The organism is Streptomyces sp. NPDC017202 (assembly GCF_044331705.1).
Taxonomy (GTDB): Bacteria; Actinomycetota; Actinomycetes; order Streptomycetales; family Streptomycetaceae; genus Streptomyces.
Genome location: NZ_JBIRNP010000004.1, coordinates 335,738 through 357,456, shown reverse-complemented (window position 1 = coordinate 357,456; position 21,719 = coordinate 335,738). Strand labels below are relative to the sequence as shown.

Sequence of the window (21,719 nt, the reverse complement as noted above, 5' to 3'; positions counted from 1 at the left end):
CGATTCATGAGGTAATCCGGCCTCTACTGGGGGCTAGAGCCGTCACCTGCGCGCAACTGCCGGTCACTATATGCAGGTTGGTGATCACTTTGGGAGGGTCCTGGTCAGGTTCTTGTAATTGATGTGGCCGAAAAGCGAAGGGCGCGGTCGGCCACCCTCCGCGGGCACGGATCCGCGGTCCCGGAGGAGGCCGCCGGCTTCCGGGGGCATCCTGAGGGGATGACCGAGATCGCGGAACTGCGGGCCGCGCTGCGGGCCGCCGTGCGCGGCGAGGTGGCCTTCGACGTCACCTCCCGGGCACTGGTCACCATGGACGCGTCCAACTACCGGCGCGTCCCCCTGGGCGTGGTCGCCCCCCGTGACGCCGACGACGTGGCGGCGGTACTGGAGGTGTGCCGGGCGCACGGCGTGCCGGTCGTGGCGCGCGGCGGGGGGACGTCGGTCGCCGGACAGGCGACCGGCACCGGCGTGGTGCTGGACTTCACCCGCCACCTGAACCGGCTCGTCCGCCTGGACCCCGACGCCCGTACGGCCGTCGTCCAGCCCGGTCTGGTGCTGGACCGCCTCCAGGAGGCCGCCGCCCCGCACGGACTGCGCTTCGGGCCCGACCCGTCCACTCACAGCCGCTGCACGCTCGGCGGGATGATCGGCAACAACTCCTGCGGCGCCCACTCGGTCGCCTGGGGGACGACCGCGGACCAGGTGCGCGAGCTGGACGTCGTCACCGCGCGCGGGCGGCGCCTGCGGCTCGGCCGGGGATGGGCCGGCGCGCCGGACGGACTGCGGGAACTCGTCGAGGGCGAGCGGGCACGGCTGCGCACCGGATTCCCCGAACTGCCCCGCCGCATCTCCGGGTACGCGCTGGACGCCCTGCTGCCGGAGCGGGGCGCCGACGTCGCCCGGTCCTTCTGCGGCTCCGAGGGCACCCTGGCCGTGCTCACGGAAGCGGTGGTCGATCTCGTCGAGGCGCCCCGCGCGCACGCGCTCGCGGTGCTCGGCTACGCCGACGAGGGCGCCGCCGCCGAGGCCGCGGCCGCTCTGGTGGCACGCTCGTCCCCCCGCTCGGGCGCGGCCGGGAGCGGGGGACGGCCGCTGACGGTCGAGGGCATGGCCGCCGACCTGGTGCCGTCGGCGGCGGGACTGCCGCGCGGCGGGGCGTGGCTGTTCGTGGAGACGGGCGGCGAGTCGCCCGGTGAGGCACGCGCGCGTGCGGAGGCGATCGCGCGGGCGGCCGACGCCGTGGACACGCTCGTGGTGACGGACGCCGCCGGGCAGCGCGCCCTGTGGCGGATCCGGGAGGACGCCAGCGGTACGGCCACCCGGATGCCCGACGGTATGGAGGCCTGGCCCGGCTGGGAGGACTGCGCGGTGCCGCCGGCCCGGCTCGGCGCGTACCTGCGGGACTTCCGCGCCCTGCTGACCGCGCACGGCCTGCGCGGCACGCCGTACGGGCACTTCGGGGACGGCTGCGTCCACGCCCGCATCGACTTCGACCTGCTCACCACGGCGGGCGTCGGCCGCTTCCGCCGCTTCTCGGAGGAACTGGCCGACCTGGTCGTCGCGCACGGCGGCTCGCTGTCCGGGGAGCACGGCGACGGGCAGGCGCGCGCCGAGCTGCTGCCGCGGATGTACGGCGAGGAGATGGTCGCCCTCTTCGCGCGCACGAAGGCCGTCTGGGACCCCGATGACCTCCTCAATCCCGGCATGCTGGTCCGCCCCGCCCCCCTCGACTCCCACCTGCGCTTCGCCGTCCTGCCCCGCGAGCCCGTCGACGTGGCCTTCGGCTACCCCGGCGACGGCGGCGACTTCACCGCCGCGGTCCGCCGCTGCGTGGGCGTCGCCAAGTGCCGTACGACGACGGCGTCCGGGCCCGCCGTGATGTGCCCCTCCTACCGGGCCACCGGCGAGGAACGGCACTCCACGCGCGGGCGGGCCCGGCTGCTGCACGAGATGCTCGCCGGTGAGGTGGTCACCGACGGCTGGCGGTCGCAGGAGGTGCGGGAGGCGCTCGACCTCTGCCTCTCCTGCAAGGGCTGCCGCTCGGACTGCCCGGTCGGGGTCGACATGGCCACGTACAAGGCGGAGTTCCTCCACCACCACTACGCCGGCCGCCGCCGCCCCGCCGCCCACTACGTCATGGGGCGCCTGCCGGCCTGGCTGCGCCGGGTGAGCCGTACGCGCACGGCGTCGCTCGCCAACGCGCTGGCGGCCGTGGGGCCGTTGGCGCGGGCCGCGAAACGGGTCGGCGGGATCGCCGCCGAGCGGGACCTCCCGCGACTGGCACGCGAGACCTTCAGCCGGTGGTGGCGGGGAAGGGCGCCCGAGGACGGCTCCGGTATCCGCGGCGACTCCGGCCCTCTCGGCGCTTCCGCTCCCCTCGTGGTCCTGTGGCCCGACACCTTCACCGAGCACTTCTCGCCCTCGGTCGGGCGGGCGGCCGTCGAGGTGCTGGAGACGGCGGGCCTGAGGGTGGCGCTGCCGCCGACCCTGCGGATGCGGGGGCGGCCGGTGGGGGACGGGCGGTCCAGGAGCGCGGCGGCCCTGCTGACGGCCCGCCGCGCGCGGGTCTGCTGCGGGCTGACGTACGTCTCCACCGGGCAGCTCGACCACGCGCGCGTGGTGCTGCGGCGCACCCTCGACCTGATGGAGCCGGTGCTGGCGGCGGACGTGCCGGTCGTCGTGCTGGAGCCCAGCTGCGCCGCGGCCCTGCGGAGCGACCTGCCCGAGCTGCTGCACGACGACCCGCGCGCGGCCCGCCTCGCCGCCCGCGTCCTCACCTTCGCCGAGGCCCTGGAACGGCACGCCCCCGACTGGCGGCCGCCCCGCCTCGACCGTCCCGTCGTCGGCCAGACCCACTGCCACCAGCACGCGGTCCTGGGCGACGCGGCCGACCGGCGGCTGCGCGAGGCCGCCGGGCTCGGCGGCGAGCTGAGCGGCGGCTGCTGCGGACTCGCCGGCAACTTCGGCTTCGAGAAGGGCCACTTCGAGGTGTCGCGGGCCTGCGCGGAGGAGACGCTCCTGCCGTCCGTGCGGGACGCCGCTCCGGACGCGGTGGTCCTCGCGGACGGCTTCTCCTGCCGGACCCAGCTCGAACAGCTGGCGGGCGTGCGGGGGCGCCACCTCGCGGAGGTCCTGGCGGAGGGGCTGGAGGAACGGCCGGAGGGTGCGGGGGACCGGCCGGAGGGGGCGCAGGACCGGCCGGAGGAGGCGCAGGACCGGCCGGAGAGGACGGGGGACCGGCAGGAGGGGGCGGGGGAGCGGTGAAGGGGCGTGGCGGTGAAGGGGTGACGGCCGCACGCGCGCGTGCGGGGGCGGGAACGGACACGCCCGCGCCCGGGACCCCGCGGTCCCCGTGACGGGCGCGTCCGGCTCCTACGCTGGCCGCACAGCCGTCGAAGGAGCCCCGCGCATGAGCCTGCGTGTCCAGCCGATCACCCGCGCCGAGCACCTGGCGTTCGTCGCGGGCCGCCCCTCCGTCAGCCACCTGCAGACTCCCGCGTGGGGGGACGTGAAACCGGACTGGCGGGCGGAGAGCCTCGGCTGGTTCGACGAGCGCGGGGCGCTGGTGGGGACGGGGCTGGTGCTGCTGCGGCCGCTGCCGAGGCTGAAGAGGTACCTGGCGTACCTGCCCGAGGGACCGGTCGTCGACTGGTTCGCGGCGGACCTCGTCGAGCGCTGGCTGGACCCGATGCTCGCCCACCTGAAGGCGCGGGGCGCGTTCTCCGTGAAGATGGGCCCGCCCGTCGTCGTACGCCGCTGGAGCGCCGACGCCGTGAAGGCGGCGATCGCCGATCCGGGTGCCCGGCGGCTGCGGGACGCGGCGCCCACCGTCACCGAGGCGCCCGCCCTCGGCGTCGCCGAGCGGCTGCGCGGCGCCGGCTGGCGGCAGACCGAACCGGGCGGCGAGGACGGCTTCGCCGCCGGACAGCCGCGGTACGTCTTCCAGGTCCCGTACGCCGGCCGGTCGCTGGAGGACGTCCAGGGCGGCTTCAACCAGCAGTGGCGGCGCAACATCAAGAAGGCGGAGAAGGCGGGCGTCAAGGTCGTCCGCGGCGACCTGACGGACCTGACGGTCTTCTACGGCCTGTACCTCGAGACCGCCGAACGGGACCGCTTCGTCCCGCGCCCCCTGCCCTACTTCCAGCGCATGTGGACCGCGCTCAACGCCGAACACCCCGACCGCATGCGCCTCTACCTCGCCCACCACGACGGCGAGGTCCTCGCCGCGGCCACCATGATCACCGTCGGCGAGCACGTCTGGTACTCCTACGGCGCCTCGACCGGCCGCAGACGCGAGGTCCAGCCGAACAACGCCCTGCAGTGGCGCATGATGTGCGACGCCCACGAGCTGGGCGCCGCCGTCTACGACCTGCGCGGCATCACCGACACCCTGGAGGACGCGAACCACCTCCTCGGCCTCCTGCGCTTCAAGGTGGGCACGGGCGGCCAGGCGGTGGAACACCTCGGCGAGTGGGACTTCCCGCTGAACCGGGTGCTCCACCGGGCGCTGGAGCTGTACATGGCGCGCCGCTGAGCCCGACGCGCCGGGCGGGCCTGGTAACGGCACCAGGCGATCGGTTCAGGCGGCGGCTGGATGCCCGGCGGCCCTGCCGGTGGCGTCCCGTCGCATGGCTGTCATGCCCAGGTCTGCCATGCGGGGAACGAAGGCGACGTCGAGTTCGTCGACCGGGTGGATCAGGCCCCGTTCGCAGGTCTCCGCCAGCCACACCGTGCAGTCGGCGGGGTAGGCGGGGTTGACGCCGATCTCGCCCTTCGGGAGGAAACCGTTGAACGGCGCCCGGATCTGGTGGTGGTTCCAGTAGTTCCAGGCCCGAAGGGCCTTGGCCTGCTCGAAGGCGAGGTAGAGCTGCGGGTAGCGCTGAAGAATGCGCATCTCGCGGAAGAGTGTCTGCCCCAGCAGGGACGGCGCAGCCTTGGCAAGGCTGTCGAAGTCCTGGTCGCGGAAGGCGAAGGCGGTCGCGTCCTGGCCGGGGGCGAGGGCCAGAGCGGTGAGCAGGTGGGAGAGGCGGTCTCGGGTGTACTGCGCTGCTCCGGGGGCGAGCGAGGGCTCGATGTCGGCGATCAGGTCGTGCAGGCGCTGGTGGTCGGGGTGGAAGCGGGACAGGTCGAACAGCTTGTCCATGCCGCTGACCGCGGAGAACGCCAGACGCTTGTAGAGGCGGTTGTTCATCTCGCCGACCTCCGCGAGCGCCCTCGTCTCGGTGCTGGTGGAGTGGAGCATCAGGTACTCCGACAGCACCTCGAAGTACACGTAGCCCAGGAACGGCAGATTCTGGACGGCGGCGGCGAGCTGGTCCACAAACGTGCCCGGCGCCGTCCTGCGTCCGGTAGCGCCTGCCAGGGCCATGTCCAGGAAGGGGGCGGCCGTACGGATCTGGTGCAGCGCTCTCCCGCGCAGCCGGAGGTCCTCGGCCTTGGTGAGGAAGCCGCGGTGGTCCAGGTAGGTGCTCAGGTGGACGCGGCCGAGCCGCAGGTAGTCGATGCCCTTGGCCGGCGCCGGGGCGGTGGGCTTGATCTCGATCATCAGAGTTCGAGTGTGCGACTTGGTCTGTAGCAGGTAGGCGCCGAGGTTGTGCGGACGCAGGCCTGCGGAGGTCTCGGTCAGCGGTGAGCAGTACAGCGCGGCGAGCAGGCATCCGGAGGAGGCGTAAAGCCGGCCACTGGCCCGGATGGCGTCCAGGGCCGTCGTGGTGTGCATCAGATGGATCGGGCGACCGCTGGTGAGTGCCTGGGTCATGGCGTTGCGGGCGAGCAGATGGCCGCCGGGGGTGTCGTGCTGTAGTCGGCGCCGCCAGTCGTCCTCGCTCTCGGCGAACCCGGCCGGGACGGGGCGGATGCGGGGGTGGGTGTAGTCGGTGTGGGCGTCGTCGAGGTCGGTGTCCATGAGAGGCACGAGAGGTCTCCTACTGGTCGGGGGTGAGGAAGCGTCGGGCGTCGGCGAGGGCGTGCTGGGGGTCGGCTCCGTCAAGGGCGGCTTGCTCACTGCGCACGACGAGGGCGAAGGCGGCCGGGGGCAGCCAGTCGGGCACCGGAATGCGCAGCCGGGCCAGGTCCGGCCACCACCGCTGAAGCGGCAGGCGATAGCGGTCCAGGCAGTCGGCCGCCTTGAGGACGTCAACGAGATGCGGAGCGCGCCGGTAGGCGTACTTCTGCTGTGCGGTGAAGTTTTCGTAGGGCACGTCGTGCACGGCGATCGCCTGCGCCGCCCGGTGCAGCGCGGCGGCCGGGACCTCGCGGCCCATCGCGCGGGTGACCGTGTCGGTGCGGCGGCGGAACCATGCTGCCGCTCGCCGTCCGTGACCGGGGTCGGTCCGGTCATCGCGCCGCCGGCAGTCGTGGACTGCCCCGGCGGCACAGAGCGCCGCGACGTCGTCGTCCTCCAGCCCGTACTCCTGGGCCAGGAGTACGGCGAGCAGGCTGACGCGGGCGTTGTGACGGACGCCGTGGTGGGAATCTGCCTGGCGCTTGGTGGTGAACCACGACCTGGCCGGTACGAGCATGTGTCCCGGGCGTGGGAAGCTGGGCGCGGCGTCGAAGTTCGCCGGACGGTTGTCCGTAATCCACCCAAGCGTCATCTGGTCCATCGGCTGGTGGACGGGCAGTCGGCGCTGGGAGGCGAGTTCATGCAGGCAGGCGTGGCCGGGCGCAGTGGTATCGGTCATGGCGTCCTTCACACAGACGGGTACGGAACAGACGTGAAGCTGGGCGTGGCGATCCTGACGATGGGCACCCGGCCCAAGGAGCTGGCGGAGCTGCTGGCCTCGGTCCATGCGCAGACGACCGGGGCGGCGCGGACGGTGGTGGTGGCCAACGGGTGTGCGATGCCCGATCTGCCGCCGTGGGTCGAGACGGTGCAGCTGGCGGAGAACCTGGGGGTGACCGGCGGCCGCAACGCCGCCCTGGAGCACCTGTCGGACATGGACCTGGTGCTGGACCTGGACGACGACGGCCTGCTGGTCTCCGACGACGTCTTCGCCACGATCACCGCGTTGTACGTGGCGGACCCGCGGCTGGGGATCGTCGGCTTCCGTATCGCCGACGAGACCGGAGTGACCCAGCGCCGCCACGTGCCCCGGCTGCGGGCCGGTGATCCGATGCGCGGCGGCCTGGTGACCGGCTTCCTCGGTGGAGCCCACGTCCTGTCCGTGAAGATGCTGGACGAGGTCGGCTGCTGGCCGGACGCGTTCTTCTTCGCGCACGAAGAGACCGACATGGCCTGGCGGGCGATCGACGCCGGCTGGCGGGTGCGCTACGCGCCGCAGTTGCTGCTCCAGCACCCGCGTACCTCCCCGGCCCGGCATGCGTTCTTCTACCAGGTCAACGCCCGCAACCGGGTCTACCTGGCACGCCGTCACCTGCCCGCGGTGCTCGTCCCGGTCTACCTGGGCGTGTGGGTGGCCCTGACGCTGGCCCGCACCCGCAGCCTCTCCGGGCTGCGGGCCTGGTTCGGCGGCTTCGCCGAGGGCTGGCGCACCGAGTGCGGGCGCCGGAAGCCGATGCGCTGGCGCACCGTGTTCCGACTGGCCCGCCTCGGCCGCCCCCCAGTGATCTGAGCGACTCACGCAGCGGTCCGGGCCTCGGTGTGCAGCCACGCCGGAATCGCCTCTGGGGTCCGCTCCAGCCACTTCAGGTAGCGGCGCACCCCATCCTCGATGTCCACTTGCGGAGCCCAGTCCAGCACGCTGCGCATGCGAGTGATGTCGGCGCAGGCGCCGAGCGGATCGCCCTGTGGCCGCGGGGTCTCGATGATCCGCGCACCGGGATGCCGGCGGCGCACCAGGTCGGCGACCTGCCGGATGGAAGTGGCGCGGCCGGTTCCGACGTTGAGCGTCGCACGGTCCGCGCGCTCGGTCACCGCTGACAGCAGCGTCGCCTCCGCGATGTCGTCGACGTGCACGAAGTCCCGCACCTGGTGGCCCCCGCCGTTGAGATGCAGCGGCAGACCGAGCGCGGCCCGCATGGCGAACCAGGCCACCACCCAGCTGTGACTGTTCTCCTTGACCACCTGCGGCTCCCCGTAGACGGAGAAGTACCGCACGATCGCGTACGAGTCGTCGGTGCCGCCCAGGGTCAGGGCGGTCTGATGCTCGCCCCACAGCTTGGTGTTGGCGTAGACCGACCCGGGCGTCAGCACGTCCTCCTCACCGAAGCGGGCCCCCGCGTCCGGCGAGCCGTTCCCGACGCCGTAGACGCTGGCGGAGGAGACGAAGACCAGCCGCCTCAGCGTGCCGCTGTGTCGGGCCGCTGCATCCAGCACGGTCTGGGTACCGCGGATATTGGCTTCCAGCGCCGCCGCCGGATTGCGGGTGCACTCCGCGACGTCGGCCAGCGCCGCGGCGTGGATGACGTAATCACTGCGAGACAGCAGGTCGTTCATCAGCGGGGCGTCGGTGATGTCGCCGGCGACGACGTCCGGGTTCCCGGGCGAGATGCCGAACACGGAGGAGCAGACGGAACTGCCGTAGGCGTCCAGTCGGCCCACGGCGAGCGGTTTGGCGCCCAGTGCGCGGAGTTTGTGCACGATGCGGCTGCCGACCAGTCCGAAGCCTCCGGTCACGGTGACGGTGGCGCCGGACAGATCGGCAAAGCGATACCTGGTGTTCACGCGAGGACCAGCCCTTCTCGACGGCGCCGCGCGGATGCGCGGCGTCACGCCGTCGAGGACACCACCAGGCCCCGCCGGGCTCCAGGGGATGACTGTGTGGCCGGTGTGTGCCCGGCCTCGGTGAAGCCTCCTCAACCCCCTCCCGAGTACGGCATGGTGAAGGGCGGCGTCAGTATCGGAGGGGGCGACATGGATCTGGACCGTCATCCGCTGGCGCACCTGCGCCGCAGTCACCACTGGTCCGGAGAGGACCTCGCCCGTCTGCTCCGTGCGCAGGCCCGCAGGCGTGGCCTGCGCAGCGGTATCGACCGAAACCGGATCTGGCGCTGGGAGACAGGAACTACACCGAGCGAGGAGAGCCAGTTGCTGCTGGCAGAGGTCCTCGACGTTCCCACCGCCGCGATCGAACATCTCCGATGGCCCGACTGGCTGCCCGCCTTCGAACAGCCCGCCCCGTTCAGTCCCTCGGGAAGCCGGGCCGCCCTGAGAGAGGTGCGGATCACCCGCATGGACCGACGATCCTTCCTGGTACTCAGCAGCAGCACCCTCATCGAGGTCGCTGCCGACTGGGCCCGCATCGAGCCACGCCACCTGTCCCAGGCCCTGGGCGGACAACGGATCGACGAGGAACTCCTGAGGTGGCTGGAGCAGCGTTCCAGCGAACTGCGCACCCTTGCCGCCGGGCCGCACCGGCAGGTCTCCGACCTCATCGACGTCCACCTGAACACTGCGATCGACCTGATCACCCAGAACCGTTACAGCTCAGCAATTGGCCGCCGCCTCCACGCCGTGGCCGCCGACCTCGCGCACTGCGCCGCGTGGCTGCGCTTCGATGCCGACCGGCACGCCGACGCCCAACGCCACTGGCAGGCCGCCGTCCACGCCGCGCACCAGGCCGGGGACCGCGATCTCGCCGCGGTCGCACTATCCGACCTCGGTTACCAGGCAACCTGGTTGTCCAGGCCCGCCGACGCGATCAAAGTGCTGGAGCACGCCCGCTCCCGGACCCGTACGCCGGCCGCCCGCTCCCTGCTCGACGTACGCCGCGCACGGGCTTGCGCCGTACTCCGAGATCACAATGGAACCGGACGTGCCCTGGCATCCGCCGAGGCCGAGCTGGACCGGATTCGCCCGCAGGACACACCCCCCGTGGTGTCCTGGATGTCGATGGCGGATGTCGACGCCGACGCCGGACGCTGCTGGCTCGACCTCGGCGACCCAGGTCGTGCCGGCCGCGCAATCGACTCCGGACTGGACGAGCTCGATCCGCGCCGGTCCCGTACGAGAGCGGTGTTCCTGACCTACCGGGCCGAAGGCTCGCTCCATGACCGGGACGCCTCCGCTGCCGCGGCCGATGCCCGCGCCGCTCTCGACACCGCCCTCGACTCCGGGGCCACTCGCTGCATCGACCTCGCTTCCGCACTCATCCGCCGCCTGGGCGACCGGACCGAGCAACCCATGATCGAGCTGCGTGAGTACGCCCGGGAACGACTCGCGGGGTGATCCGACAGCGGCCGGGGGCCGGCCCTGAGTGAAAGAGGGCCACAGCCGAGAAGTCCTGAAAGCCCCCAGCCGGATTACTTGTCGGTTGGTTCGCCGCTCGTTGACGGCACTCCATCCTGCGGGGAGTCCGGTGTCTGGGCCGCACCTCCCGTGGACAGCGGCAAATCCCCTTCACACCCCTGTCGTGGTCCATTACCCTGGACTGCACAGTGCATCGTGATGGACGCCCGTCCTGGCGCAGAGCCCACCGAACCCTTGGACCGCCCGTGAGCACCCCCGACACCACCGCGCCGAACCGGCAGCCCGTCACCCCGGCCGGCGCGGTCGCCCCGGCGAACCGGCCCGGCCCGGACGGCCCGGCTCCGGAGCCCGGCCGGTGGGCCGCCCTCGGCCCCGTCGGGCTGGTGCTCGCCGGAGGGGTGTCCGTCCAGTTCGGCGGCGCGCTCGCGGTGACCCTGATGCCGCGGGCGGGCGCGCTCGGCGTCGTCGCGCTGCGGCTGCTGGTCGCCGCCGTCGTCCTGCTCGTGGTCTGCAGGCCCCGGCTGCGCGGGTACTCGCGCGCCGACTGGGGCACGGTCGTCGTCTTCGGCGTGACCATGTCCGCGATGAACGGCCTCTTCTACCAGTCCGTCGACCGCATCCCCCTCGGCACCGCGGTCACCCTGGAGGTCCTCGGCCCGCTGGCCCTCTCCGTCCTGGTCTCGCGACGCGCCATGAACCTCGTGTGGGCCGGGCTCGCGCTCGCAGGGGTCTTCCTGCTCGGCGGCGGGGTCCGCGACCTCGACCCGCTGGGTGCCGCGTTCGCGCTGGCGGCGGGCGCGATGTGGGCGGCGTACATCGTCTTCAGCGGCCGTACCGGCCGCCGCTTCCCGCAGGCGGACGGGCTCGCGCTGGCGATGGCGGTGGGCGCGCTGCTGTTCCTGCCCCTGGGCGTCGCCGAGTCGGGCATGAAGCTCCTCGACCCGGTGACCCTCGGCCTGGGCGCGGGGGTGGCGGTCCTGTCCTCCGTGCTGCCCTACACCCTGGAGCTCCTCGCCCTGCGGCGCATGCCCGCCTCCACCTTCGCGATCATGATGAGCCTGGAGCCGGCCCTCGCGGCGACCGCCGGCTTCCTCGTCCTCGACCAGGCCCTGTCCGCCGTCGAGGCGGCCGCGATCGCCCTGGTCGTCGCCGCGAGCATGGGCGCGGTGCGGACCCAGACGGGGCGGCCGAAGGCGGCGGTCCCGGAAGCCTGAGGGGCCCGCCCGAGCGGCGGACCCCCGAGAGGGCCTGCGGGAGACCCCGAGACGGGGCCCACGGGGCCCACGGGGCCCACGGGGCGTCGGAAGGTCTCCCGGAAAGGCCTCTCAATAAATCATGCAAGCATGCTTGATTGTTTCTGGGGCCGCTGCCATGCTCCTCCCCATGGCCGACCCGACGCCCGTGCTCGACGACCTCCGTGCCGAAAGCGACGAACTCGACCGGCTGGTGGCCAAGGCCACCCCGGACCGCTGGGCCCTCCCGACGCCCGCCCCCGGCTGGACCGTCGCCCACCAGATCGCCCACCTCGCCTGGACCGACCACTCGGCCCTCCTCGCCGTCACGGACGAGGACGGGTTCCGCGCCCTGGTCGAACAGGCGCTCGCCGCCCCCGACTCCTTCGTCGACCGGGGCGCCGAGGAAGCCGCGGCGCTCCCGCCCGCCGAACTCCTCTCGCGCTGGCGGGCCGGCCGCACCGCCCTCGACGAGGCGCTCCGCAAGGCCCCGCCGGGCGCCCGTTTCCCCTGGTACGGCCCCCCGATGGCGGCCGCCTCCCTCGCCACCGCCCGCCTCATGGAGACCTGGGCCCACGGCCTGGACGTGGCCGACGCCCTCGGCGTCACCCGCGCCCCCACCGACCGCATCCGGCACATCGCCCGGCTGGGCGTGCGCACCCGCGACTTCGCCTTCGCCGTGCACGGGCTGCCCGCCCCCGCCGACCCCGTCCGGGTGGAACTCCTCGGCCCCTCCGGCGAGTCGTGGACCTACGGCCCCGAGGACGCCGCGCAGCGCGTCACCGGCCCCGCCCTCGACTTCTGCCTGCTGGTCACCCAGCGCGCCCACCGCACCGACCTCGCCCTGCGCGCCGAGGGCCCCGACGCCGACCGCTGGCTGGACATCGCGCAGGCCTTCGCCGGACTGCCCGGCCCCGGCCGCCCGCCGAAGGAAGCCGTCCGGTGACCGCCCGGCCCCTGCGCGTCGGCAACGCCTCCGGTTTCTACGGCGACCGCTTCGACGCGATGCGCGAGATGCTGACCGGCGGCGAACTGGACGTCCTGACCGGCGACTACCTCGCCGAGCTGACCATGCTGATCCTCGGCCGGGACCGCCTGAAGGACCCCGGCGCCGGGTACGCCCGCACCTTCCTGCGCCAGCTGGAGGAGTCCCTCGGCCTCGCCCGTGAACGCGGGGTCACGATCGTCACCAACGCCGGCGGCCTGAACCCGGCCGGACTCGCCGACGCCGTACGCGCCCTCGCGGAGCGGCTCGGCATCTCCTTACGGGTCGCGCACGTCGAGGGGGACGACCTCGGGCCCCGGTGTCCCGGCAGCCTCACCGCCCACGCCTACCTCGGCGGCTTCGGCATCGCCGCCTGCCTGCGGGCGGGCGCGGACGTCGTGGTGACCGGGCGGGTGACGGACGCGGCCCTGGTCACCGGGCCCGCCGCCGCCCACTTCGGCTGGGGGCCCGCCGACCACGACCGGCTCGCCGGGGCCGTCGTCGCCGGGCACGTCCTGGAGTGCGGGACGCAGGCCACCGGCGGCAACTACGCCTTCTTCGGCGAGGGCGGCCGCGACGTCCGCAGGCCCGGCTTCCCGCTCGCCGAGCTGCACGCCGACGGCAGCAGCGTGATCACCAAGCATCCGGGCACGGGCGGCTTCGTCGACGTCGGGACGGTCACCGCCCAGCTGCTCTACGAGACGGGCGGCGCCCGCTACGCCGGACCGGACGTCACCGCCCGGCTGGACACCGTACGGCTCACGCAGGACGGCCCCGACCGCGTCCGGATCGACGGCGTGCGCGGCGAGGCGCCGCCCCCGGACCTCAAGGTGGGCCGCACCCGGCTCGGCGGGTTCCGCAACGAGGTCGTCTTCGTGCTCACCGGCCTCGACATCGAGGCCAAGGCGGCGCTCGTGCGCGAACAGATGGCGGAGGCGTTCGCCAAGTCGGCTCCGGAAGAGGTCCGCTGGGACCTGGTCCGCACCGACCGCGCCGACGCGGGCACCGAGGAGACGGCGAGCGCGCTGCTGCGGCTCGTCGTGCGCGACCCGGACCAGGCCGTCGTCGGGCGGGCGCTGAGCGGCGCGGCCGTCGAACTGGCGCTGGCCAGCTATCCGGGCTTCCACGTCCTCGCCCCGCCCGGCAGGGGCGCCCCCTACGGGGTGTTCGAGGCCGCGTACGTCCCGCAGGGCGAGGTGGAGCACACCGCCGTCCTCGCCGACGGGCGCCGCGTCCCCGTGCCGGCGCCGGCCGCCACCCTGGCCCTGGACGACGTACCGCAGCCGGAGCCGCCCGGACCGCCGCCCGGCGGACCCGTGCGCCGGGCGCCCCTCGGGCAGGTCGCCGGAGCCCGCAGCGGCGACAAGGGCGGGGACGCCAACGTGGGCGTGTGGGTGCGGTCGGAGGCGGCCTGGCGGTGGCTCGCCCACACGCTGACCGTCGACCGGTTCCGCGAACTGATCCCCGAGAGCGCCGGGTTGCGCGTGACCCGGCACGTCCTGCCCGGACTGCGCGCCCTCAACTTCGTCGTCGAGGGCCTCCTCGGCGCCGGGGTCGCCTCCCAGCACCGCTTCGACCCGCAGGCCAAGGCGCTCGGCGAATGGCTGCGCTCCCGCCACCTGGACATACCGGAGGACCTGCTGTGACCGTCCTGCCGTCGACGCTGGACCCCCACGGACCCGACCACCGGGCCCGCCGCGACAGCATGCTCGCCAAGCTCGCCGCCCTCGACGAGGAGCACGCGAAGGCGCTGGCGGGCGGCGGCGAGAAGTACGTCGCCCGGCACCGCGGCCGCGGCAAGCTCCTGGCCCGCGAGCGGATCGAACTGCTTCTCGACCCCGACACCCCGTTCCTGGAGCTGTCGCCGCTGGCGGCCTGGGGCAGCGAGTACACGGTCGGCGCCTCCCTCGTCACCGGCATCGGCGTCGTCGAGGGCGTGGAGTGCCTGATCACCGCCAACGACCCGACCGTGCGCGGCGGAGCCAGCAACCCGTGGTCGCTGAAGAAGGCCCTGCGCGCCAACGACATCGCGCTCGCCAACCGGCTGCCCGTGATCAGCCTGGTGGAGTCCGGCGGGGCCGACCTGCCCTCGCAGAAGGAGATCTTCATCCCCGGCGGCGCGATCTTCCGGGACCTGACCCGGCTGTCCGCGGCCGGCATCCCGACCGTCGCCGTCGTCTTCGGCAACTCCACGGCCGGGGGCGCGTACGTCCCCGGCATGTCCGACCACGTCGTCATGGTCAAGGAGCGGGCGAAGGTGTTCCTCGGCGGGCCGCCGCTGGTCAAGATGGCGACCGGCGAGGAGAGCGACGACGAGTCGCTCGGCGGCGCGGAGATGCACGCGCGCGTGTCCGGCCTCGCCGACCACTTCGCCGTCGACGAACCGGACGCCCTGCGCCAGGCCCGGCGGATCGTCGCCCGCCTCAACCACCGCAAGGCGCACCCGGACCCGGGACCGGCCGCACCCCCGAAGCACGACCCGGAGGAACTCCTCGGCATCGTCCCCGGAGACCTCAAGGTGCCCTTCGACCCGCGCGAGGTGATCGCCCGGATCGTCGACGCCTCCGACTTCGACGAGTTCAAGCCGCTGTACGGGACGAGCCTGGTCACCGGCTGGGCGAGCCTGCACGGCTACCCGGTCGGCATCCTCGCCAACGCCCAGGGCGTGCTGTTCAGCGCCGAGTCCCAGAAGGCCGCCCAGTTCATCCAGCTCGCCAACCAGCGCGACATCCCGCTGGTCTTCCTGCACAACACCACCGGCTACATGGTCGGCAGGGAGTACGAGCAGGGCGGCATCATCAAACACGGCTCGATGATGATCAACGCGGTGTCCAACTCCAGGGTCCCGCACCTGTCCGTCCTCATGGGCGCCTCCTACGGCGCCGGCCACTACGGCATGTGCGGGCGCGCCTACGACCCCCGCTTCCTGTTCGCCTGGCCCAGCGCCAAGTCGGCCGTCATGGGCCCGCAGCAGCTCGCCGGGGTGCTCTCCATCGTCGCCCGCCAGTCGGCCGCCGCGAAGGGCCTGCCCTACGACGAGGACGGCGACGCCGCGCTGCGCGCGATGGTCGAGCAGCAGATCGAGTCCGAGTCGCTGCCCATGTTCCTGTCCGGGCGGCTGTACGACGACGGCGTCATCGACCCGCGCGACACCCGCACCGTCCTCGGCCTGTGCCTGTCGGCCGTCCACACTGCCCCCTTCGAGGGCGCGCGGGGCGGCTTCGGCGTCTTCCGGATGTGAGGGACCTTCCAGTGATCACTTCTGTGCTCGTCGCCAACCGCGGCGAGATCGCCTGCCGCATCTTCCGCACCTGCCGCGCGTCGGGGATCCGGACGGTCGCCGTGCACTCGGACGCCGACGAGGGGGCCCTCCACGCGCGCGTGGCCGACACCGCCGTACGGCTGCCCGGCGACACGCCCGCGGAGACGTACCTGCGGGCCGACCTGATCGTGAAGGCGGCCGTCGCCGCGGGCGCGGACGCCGTGCACCCCGGCTACGGCTTCCTCTCCGAGAACGCCGGCTTCGCGCGCGCCGTCCTGGACGCGGGCCTGACCTGGATCGGGCCGCCGCCCGAGGCGATCGAGGCGATGGCGTCCAAGACCCGGGCGAAGGCCCTCATGGGGCTCGCCCCGCTGAACGCCGACGAGGTGACCGAGTCCGACCTGCCGGTCCTGGTGAAGGCCGCCGCGGGCGGCGGCGGGCGCGGCATGCGCGTCGTGCGCCGCCTGGCGGAGCTGACGCCCGCGCTGGAGGGCGCGCGCGCCGAGGCCGCGAGCGCCTTCGGCGACGGCGAGGTCTTCGTCGAGCCGTACCTCGGGGGCGAGGCGGGCGGCCGCCACGTCGAGGTGCAGATCCTCGCCGACACGCACGGCACGGTCTGGGCGCTCGGCACTCGCGACTGCTCCCTCCAGCGCCGCCACCAGAAGGTCGTCGAGGAGGCCCCGGCACCCGGCCTCCCCGCGGACCTGGTGGACGAACTGCACGCGCTGGCCGTGCGGGCCGCGCGCGCCGTGGACTACACCGGCGCCGGGACCGTCGAGTTCCTCGTCGCGGGCGGCCGCGCCCACTTCCTGGAGATGAACACCCGCCTCCAGGTCGAACACCCCGTCACCGAGGCCGTCTTCGGCATCGACCTGGTGGCCGAGCAGATCCGCGTCGCGGAGGGCCACGCCCTGCCCGCCGAGCCGCCGCCCGCGCGCGGCCACGCCGTCGAGGCCCGCCTCTACGCCGAGGACCCGGCGGCCGGCTGGACCCCGCAGACCGGCACCCTGCACCGCCTCGCCGTCCCCGAGGGCGTCCGGCTCGACACCGGCTTCGGCGACGGCGACACCATCGGCGTCCACTACGACCCCATGCTCGCCAAGGTCGTCGCCCACGCCCCCACGCGCGCGGAGGCCGTCCGCACCCTCGCGGGCGCCCTGGAGCGGGCGGTCGTCCACGGCCCGGTCACCAACCGCGACCTCCTCGTCGCCTCCCTGCGCCACGAGGAGTTCACCTCCGGCCGCATGGACACCGGCTTCTACGACCGCCACCTCGCGGCCCTCACCGCACCCGCCCCCGACCCCCACGCCCCGCTGGCGGCGGCCCTCGCCGAGGCGCACGGCCGCTCCCGCTTCGGCGGCTGGCGCAACCTGCCCTCCCGGCCGCAGACCCGGCGCTACCTCATGGCGGGCGAGGAACACGAGGCCCGCTACCACCACACCCGCACCGGCCTCACGGTGGACGACGTGCACGGTGTCCACGTCGTACACGCCGACGCCTCCCTCGTCGTGCTGGAGGTGAACGGCGTACGGCGCAGGTTCCAGGTGGCCCGGTACGGCGACCGCGTCCACGTGAACGCCACCGCCCTCACCGCCCTGCCCCGCTTCCCCGAGCCCGAGGACCAGCGCGCCCCCGGTTCCCTGCTGGCCCCGATGCCCGGCACGGTCGTCAAGATCGCGGACGGTCTCGTCACCGGATCGAGTGTCGGGGCGGGCGAACCGATCGTGTGGCTCGAAGCGATGAAGATGCAACACGTCATCTCGGCGCCGGCGGCGGGGACGCTGACGGAGCTGCCGGTGACGACGGGACAGCAGGTGCAGGTCGGCGCCCTGCTGGCGGTGGTGCAGACGAGCTAGGCAGGCGGGGCCGTACCGGCACGCGGCTTTGCCGTGTGACCCCCCGTCCCACACGACCCGCACGCGAAGGAGCCACGATGACCACCCTGATCGAGTCCGACGAGCACAAGGCGCTGCGGGCCGCGGTGTCCGACTTCGCCCGGCACCGGCAGGCCTCCGACAACGGCACCCTGTGGCGGGAAGCCGCCAAGCTCGGCTACATCGGCGTCAACCTCCCCGAGGAGTACGGCGGCGGAGGCGGCGGCATCACCGAACTCTCCCTCGTCTCGGAGGAGCTCGGCGCCGCGGGCTCCCCCCTGCTGATGATGATCGTCAGCCCCGCCATCTGCGGCACCGTGATCTCCCGCTTCGGCACGGACGCCCAGAAGCGGGAATGGCTCCCCGCCCTCGCCGACGGCTCCCGCCTCATGGCCTTCGGCATCACCGAGCCCGACGCCGGCTCCAACAGCCACCGCATCACCACCACCGCCCGCCGCGACGAGGCGAGCGGCGACTGGCTGCTGACCGGCCGCAAGGTCTTCGTCTCCGGCGTGGACATCGCCGACGCCACCCTCATCGTCGGCAGGACGGAGGACTCCCGCACCGGCCGCCTCAAGCCCTGCCTGTTCATCGTCCCGCGCGACGCCCCCGGCTTCACCCGGCGGCCCATCGACATGGAACTGCACAGCGTGGAGAAGCAGTTCGAGCTGGTCCTCGACGACGTGAGGCTGCCCGCCGGGGCGCTCGTCGGCGACGAGGACGCGGGACTGCTCCAGCTGTTCGCCGGCCTCAACCCGGAGCGCATCATGACGGCCGCCTTCGCGATCGGCATGGGCCGCCACGCCCTCGGCAAGGCCATCGCCTACGCCCGCGAGCGCACCGTCTGGAAGACCCCCATCGGCGCCCACCAGGCCATCGCGCACCCCCTCGCCCAGGCCCACATCGACCTGGAACTGGCCCGCCTGATGATGCAGAAGGCGGCCCACCTGTACGACGCCGGGGACGACGTCGGCGCGGGCGAGGCCGCCAACATGGCCAAGTACGCCGCCGGGGAGGCCTGCGTACGGGCCGTCGACCAGGCGGTGCACACCCTCGGCGGCAACGGGCTCACCCGCGAGTTCGGCCTCGCCTCGCTGATAACGGCCTCGCGCGTGGCTCGTATCGCGCCCGTGAGCCGGGAGATGATTCTCAACTACGTCTCCCACCAGACCCTGGGCCTGCCCAAGTCGTACTGACCGCGCGGCCACCCGCCGGTCAGCGAGGAGGAACCATGTTCCGCAGCGCGTACGCAGACGTCCCGCCCGTAGAACTGCCCATCCACGAGGCCGTGCTGGGCCGTGCCGCCGAATTCGGCGACCTGCCGGCCCTCGTCGACGGCACCGACGGCACCACCCTCACCTACGAGCAGGTGGACCGGTTCCACCGGCGGATCGCCGCCGCCCTCGCCGAGGCCGGCGTCCGCAAGGGCGACGTACTCGCCCTGCACAGCCCCAACACGGTCGCCTTCCCCACCACGTTCTACGCCGCCACACGCGCGGGGGCCACCGTCACCACCGTGCACCCGCTCGCCACCGCCGAGGAGTTCGCCAAGCAGCTCGGCGACGCGGCGGCCCGCTGGATCGTCACCGTCTCCCCGCTGCTGGAGACGGCCCGCCGGGCGGCCGAACTGGCGGGCGGCGTCCAGGAGATCTTCGTCTGCGACAGCGCGCCCGGCCACCGCTCGCTCATCGACATGCTCGGGTCCACCGCACCCGAGCCGCAGGTCGCCATCGACCCCGCCCGGGACGTCGCGGCCCTGCCCTACTCCTCGGGCACCACGGGCGTCCCCAAGGGCGTGATGCTCACCCACCGGCAGATCGCCACCAACCTCGCCCAGCTCGAACCGGCGATCACGGCGGGCCCCGGCGACCGCATCCTCGCGGTGCTGCCCTTCTTCCACATCTACGGCCTCACGGCTCTCATGAACGCGCCGCTGCGCAAGGGCGCCACCGTCGTCGTCCTGCCCCGCTTCGACCTGGAGACGTTCCTCGCGGCCATCCAGAACCACCGCATCACCGGCCTGTACGTGGCCCCGCCGATCGTCCTCGCCCTCGCCAAACACCCGGCGGTCGCCCAGTACGACCTGTCGTCCCTGCGGTACGTCATCAGCGCCGCCGCCCCCCTGGACGCCGCCCTCGCCGCCGCCTGCGCCGCCCGCCTGAACCTGCCGTCCGTCGGCCAGGCCTACGGCATGACGGAACTGTCGCCCGGCACCCACGTCGTCCCCCTGGACGCCATGCACGAGGCCCCCGCCGGCACCGTCGGCAGACTCGTCGCCGGCACCGAGATGCGCATCGTCTCCCTCGACGACCCCGGCAAGGACCTCGGCGTCGGCGAAGCCGGCGAGATCCTCATCCGCGGCCCCCAGGTCATGAAGGGCTACCTGGGCCGTCCCGACGCCACCGCCGCCATGATCGACGCCGACGGCTGGCTGCACACCGGCGACATCGGCCGCGTCGACGGTGGGGGAGGCTGGCTGTTCGTCGTCGACCGGGTCAAGGAACTCATCAAGTACAAGGGCTTCCAGGTGGCCCCCGCCGAACTGGAGGCGCTCCTCCTCACCCACCCCGGCATCGCCGACGCCGCGGTCGTCGGCGAGTACGACGACGACGGCAACGAGGTGCCGCACGCCCACGTGGTCCGCCGGCCGGCCGCCCCCCGCCTCTCCGAGGGCGAGGTCGCCCTGTACGTCGCCGAACGCGTCGCCCCGTACAAACGCGTCCGCCTCGTCACCTTCGTCGACGCCGTCCCCCGGGCCGCCTCGGGGAAGATCCTGCGCCGCGAACTGAGGAAGCGCCCATGACGCCACCGGAGGAAGCACCCGTGACCACCCCGCGCGAAGCACCCGTGACCGCGCCGATCGGCCGCGCCCGCGACCGCGGCGTCGAGACGCTCAGCCTCGACGCCCCCGACACCCGCAACGCCCTCTCCGCCGCCCTCGTCGCGGAACTCGCCGACGCGCTCGCCGGCTGCGCCGAGGACCCCGGGGTCCGCGCGGTCGTCCTCACCCACACCGGCGGCACCTTCTGCGCCGGCGCCGACCTGCGCGACCCGCCCGACCCGGACGCCTTCGTCGCCCTGCTGCGGCAGCTCGTCGAGCTGCCCAAGCCGGTCGTCGCCCGCGTCACCGGACACGTCCGCGCCGGAGGCCTCGGCCTCCTCGCCGCCTGCGACATCACCGCCGCCTCCACCGCGTCGACGTTCGCCTTCACCGAGGTGCGCATCGGGGTCGCCCCGGCCGTCATCTCCCTGCCGCTCCTCCCGCGCACCGACCCCCGGGCCCTGTCCCGCTACTACCTCACCGGCGAACGCTTCGACGCCCCCGAGGCGGCCCGCATCGGCCTGCTCACCGCGGCCGCCGACGACGTCGACGCGGTGCTCGCCCCCGTCCTCGACGGCCTGCGCAAGGCCGCACCCCAGGGCCTGGCCGAGACGAAACGGCTGCTCACGGTTAGGGTGCTGGAGGCGTTCGAGCGGGACGCGGCCGCACTCACCGCGCTCTCCGCCCGCCTGTTCGCCTCCCCGCAGGCCCGCGAGGGAATGACGGCCTTTCTCGAACGACGGGAACCCGCATGGGTGTTGTGAGCCCGGTCGACCGCGACCGCGCCCCCAAGCAGGACCGCAGCCGGGCCACCCGGCAGCGGCTCCTGGAAGCCGCCGTGGCCTGCCTCGCCGAACGCGGCTGGGCGGGCTCCACGGTCTCCGTCGTCGCGGAACGGGCGGGCGTCTCCCGCGGCGCCGCCCAGCACCACTTCCCCACCCGCGAGGACCTCTTCACCGCCGCCGTCGAATACGTCGCCGAGGAACGCTCCCTCGCCCTGCGCGCCCTGTTCCCGCAGGGCGCCGCGGGCGACCGGCGCGCCGTCGTGTCCGCCCTCGTCGACCTCTACACCGGCCCCCTCTTCCGGGCCGCCCTGCACCTGTGGGTCGCCGCCTCCAACGAGGAACAGCTCCGCTCGCGCGTCACGGAACTCGAGGCCCGCGTCGGCCGCGAGACCCACCGCATAGCCGTCGACCTGCTCGACGCCGACGAATCCGGGCCCGGCGTCCGCGAGACCGTCCAGGGCCTGCTCGACATGGCCCGCGGCCTCGGCCTCGCGAACCTCCTCACCGACGACGGCCCCCGCCGCGACCGGGTCGTCACCCAGTGGGCGGCCCTGCTGGAACAGAACCTCGGCCGGTGAGCGACCGGTTCCGGGCGATCGCGCGGACGAGA

The 21,719-nt window shown here is 73.6% G+C and carries 16 protein-coding genes; 13 read left to right on the top strand and 3 right to left on the bottom strand.

Annotated elements, in window-relative coordinates:
• Nucleotides 1-219: 219 nt before the first annotated feature.
• Both ACH4N1_RS11640 and ACH4N1_RS11635 read left to right on the top strand, forming a co-directional pair.
• Nucleotides 220-3,264 (top strand): FAD-binding and (Fe-S)-binding domain-containing protein, encoded by a 3,045-nt coding sequence (locus tag ACH4N1_RS11640; RefSeq protein WP_398096415.1) that lies wholly within the window; start codon nucleotides 220-222, stop codon nucleotides 3,262-3,264.
• A 145-nt stretch (nucleotides 3,265-3,409) separates the two neighbouring features.
• Entirely contained in the window at nucleotides 3,410-4,534 is a 1,125-nt protein-coding gene (locus ACH4N1_RS11635; protein ID WP_398096414.1) for a lipid II:glycine glycyltransferase FemX, read from the top strand.
• A gap of 45 nt (nucleotides 4,535-4,579) precedes the next feature.
• On the opposite strand, the gene ACH4N1_RS11630 is transcribed toward ACH4N1_RS11635, so the two are convergent.
• Nucleotides 4,580-5,905: a hypothetical protein gene (locus ACH4N1_RS11630; RefSeq protein ID WP_398096691.1), complete on the bottom strand. Its 1,326-nt coding sequence runs from the start codon at nucleotides 5,903-5,905 to the stop codon at nucleotides 4,580-4,582.
• Nucleotides 5,906-5,924: 19 nt separating this feature from the next.
• Nucleotides 5,925-6,683, bottom strand: a complete 759-nt coding sequence (locus ACH4N1_RS11625) for a hypothetical protein (protein WP_398096412.1) — start codon at nucleotides 6,681-6,683, stop codon at nucleotides 5,925-5,927.
• Between the two features lie 60 nt (nucleotides 6,684-6,743).
• Here ACH4N1_RS11625 and ACH4N1_RS11620 point away from each other — a divergent pair, with 60 nt between their 5' ends.
• A complete protein-coding gene (locus tag ACH4N1_RS11620) occupies nucleotides 6,744-7,574 on the top strand; it encodes a glycosyltransferase family 2 protein (protein WP_398096689.1) in 831 nt (276 codons plus the stop codon).
• Between the two features lie 5 nt (nucleotides 7,575-7,579).
• Here the strand turns inward: ACH4N1_RS11620 and ACH4N1_RS11615 are convergent, their stop codons facing one another.
• The gene (locus ACH4N1_RS11615; RefSeq protein ID WP_398096411.1) at nucleotides 7,580-8,674 is read right to left on the bottom strand and encodes an NAD-dependent epimerase/dehydratase family protein; all 1,095 of its coding nucleotides are present in this window, start codon (nucleotides 8,672-8,674) and stop codon (nucleotides 7,580-7,582) included.
• 141 nt (nucleotides 8,675-8,815) lie between these two features.
• Between ACH4N1_RS11615 and ACH4N1_RS11610 the strand changes: the two genes are divergently transcribed.
• The 10 genes from ACH4N1_RS11610 (at nucleotide 8,816) to ACH4N1_RS11565 (ending at nucleotide 21,687) form a co-directional block, all read left to right on the top strand.
• Nucleotides 8,816-10,129: an XRE family transcriptional regulator gene (locus tag ACH4N1_RS11610; protein ID WP_398096409.1), complete on the top strand. Its 1,314-nt coding sequence runs from the start codon at nucleotides 8,816-8,818 to the stop codon at nucleotides 10,127-10,129.
• Between the two features lie 266 nt (nucleotides 10,130-10,395).
• On the top strand, nucleotides 10,396-11,364 hold the full coding sequence (locus ACH4N1_RS11605) for an EamA family transporter (protein WP_398096407.1): 969 nt from the start codon (nucleotides 10,396-10,398) through the stop codon (nucleotides 11,362-11,364).
• Nucleotides 11,365-11,533: 169 nt separating this feature from the next.
• A complete protein-coding gene (locus tag ACH4N1_RS11600) occupies nucleotides 11,534-12,328 on the top strand; it encodes a TIGR03084 family metal-binding protein (protein ID WP_398096405.1) in 795 nt (264 codons plus the stop codon).
• Nucleotides 12,325-14,013 (top strand): acyclic terpene utilization AtuA family protein, encoded by a 1,689-nt coding sequence (locus tag ACH4N1_RS11595; RefSeq protein WP_398096404.1) that lies wholly within the window; start codon nucleotides 12,325-12,327, stop codon nucleotides 14,011-14,013. The genes ACH4N1_RS11600 and ACH4N1_RS11595 overlap by 4 nt, the downstream gene beginning before the upstream one ends.
• Complete coding sequence (locus ACH4N1_RS11590) at nucleotides 14,010-15,608, top strand: acyl-CoA carboxylase subunit beta (protein ID WP_398096402.1); 1,599 nt, start codon at nucleotides 14,010-14,012, stop codon at nucleotides 15,606-15,608. Before ACH4N1_RS11595 ends, ACH4N1_RS11590 begins: the two co-directional genes overlap by 4 nt.
• An 11-nt stretch (nucleotides 15,609-15,619) precedes the next feature.
• A complete protein-coding gene (locus ACH4N1_RS11585) occupies nucleotides 15,620-17,485 on the top strand; it encodes an acetyl/propionyl/methylcrotonyl-CoA carboxylase subunit alpha (RefSeq protein ID WP_398096400.1) in 1,866 nt (621 codons plus the stop codon).
• Between the two features lie 77 nt (nucleotides 17,486-17,562).
• On the top strand, nucleotides 17,563-18,699 hold the full coding sequence (locus tag ACH4N1_RS11580; protein ID WP_398096399.1) for an acyl-CoA dehydrogenase family protein: 1,137 nt from the start codon (nucleotides 17,563-17,565) through the stop codon (nucleotides 18,697-18,699).
• Nucleotides 18,700-18,734: 35 nt separating this feature from the next.
• Nucleotides 18,735-20,306, top strand: coding sequence for a 4-coumarate--CoA ligase family protein (locus ACH4N1_RS11575; protein ID WP_398096397.1), 1,572 nt, complete (start codon nucleotides 18,735-18,737; stop codon nucleotides 20,304-20,306).
• A complete protein-coding gene (locus tag ACH4N1_RS11570) occupies nucleotides 20,303-21,088 on the top strand; it encodes an enoyl-CoA hydratase family protein (RefSeq protein ID WP_398096395.1) in 786 nt (261 codons plus the stop codon). Before ACH4N1_RS11575 ends, ACH4N1_RS11570 begins: the two co-directional genes overlap by 4 nt.
• Nucleotides 21,076-21,687: a TetR/AcrR family transcriptional regulator gene (locus ACH4N1_RS11565; RefSeq protein WP_398096394.1), complete on the top strand. Its 612-nt coding sequence runs from the start codon at nucleotides 21,076-21,078 to the stop codon at nucleotides 21,685-21,687. The genes ACH4N1_RS11570 and ACH4N1_RS11565 overlap by 13 nt, the downstream gene beginning before the upstream one ends.
• Nucleotides 21,688-21,719 lie beyond the last annotated feature (32 nt).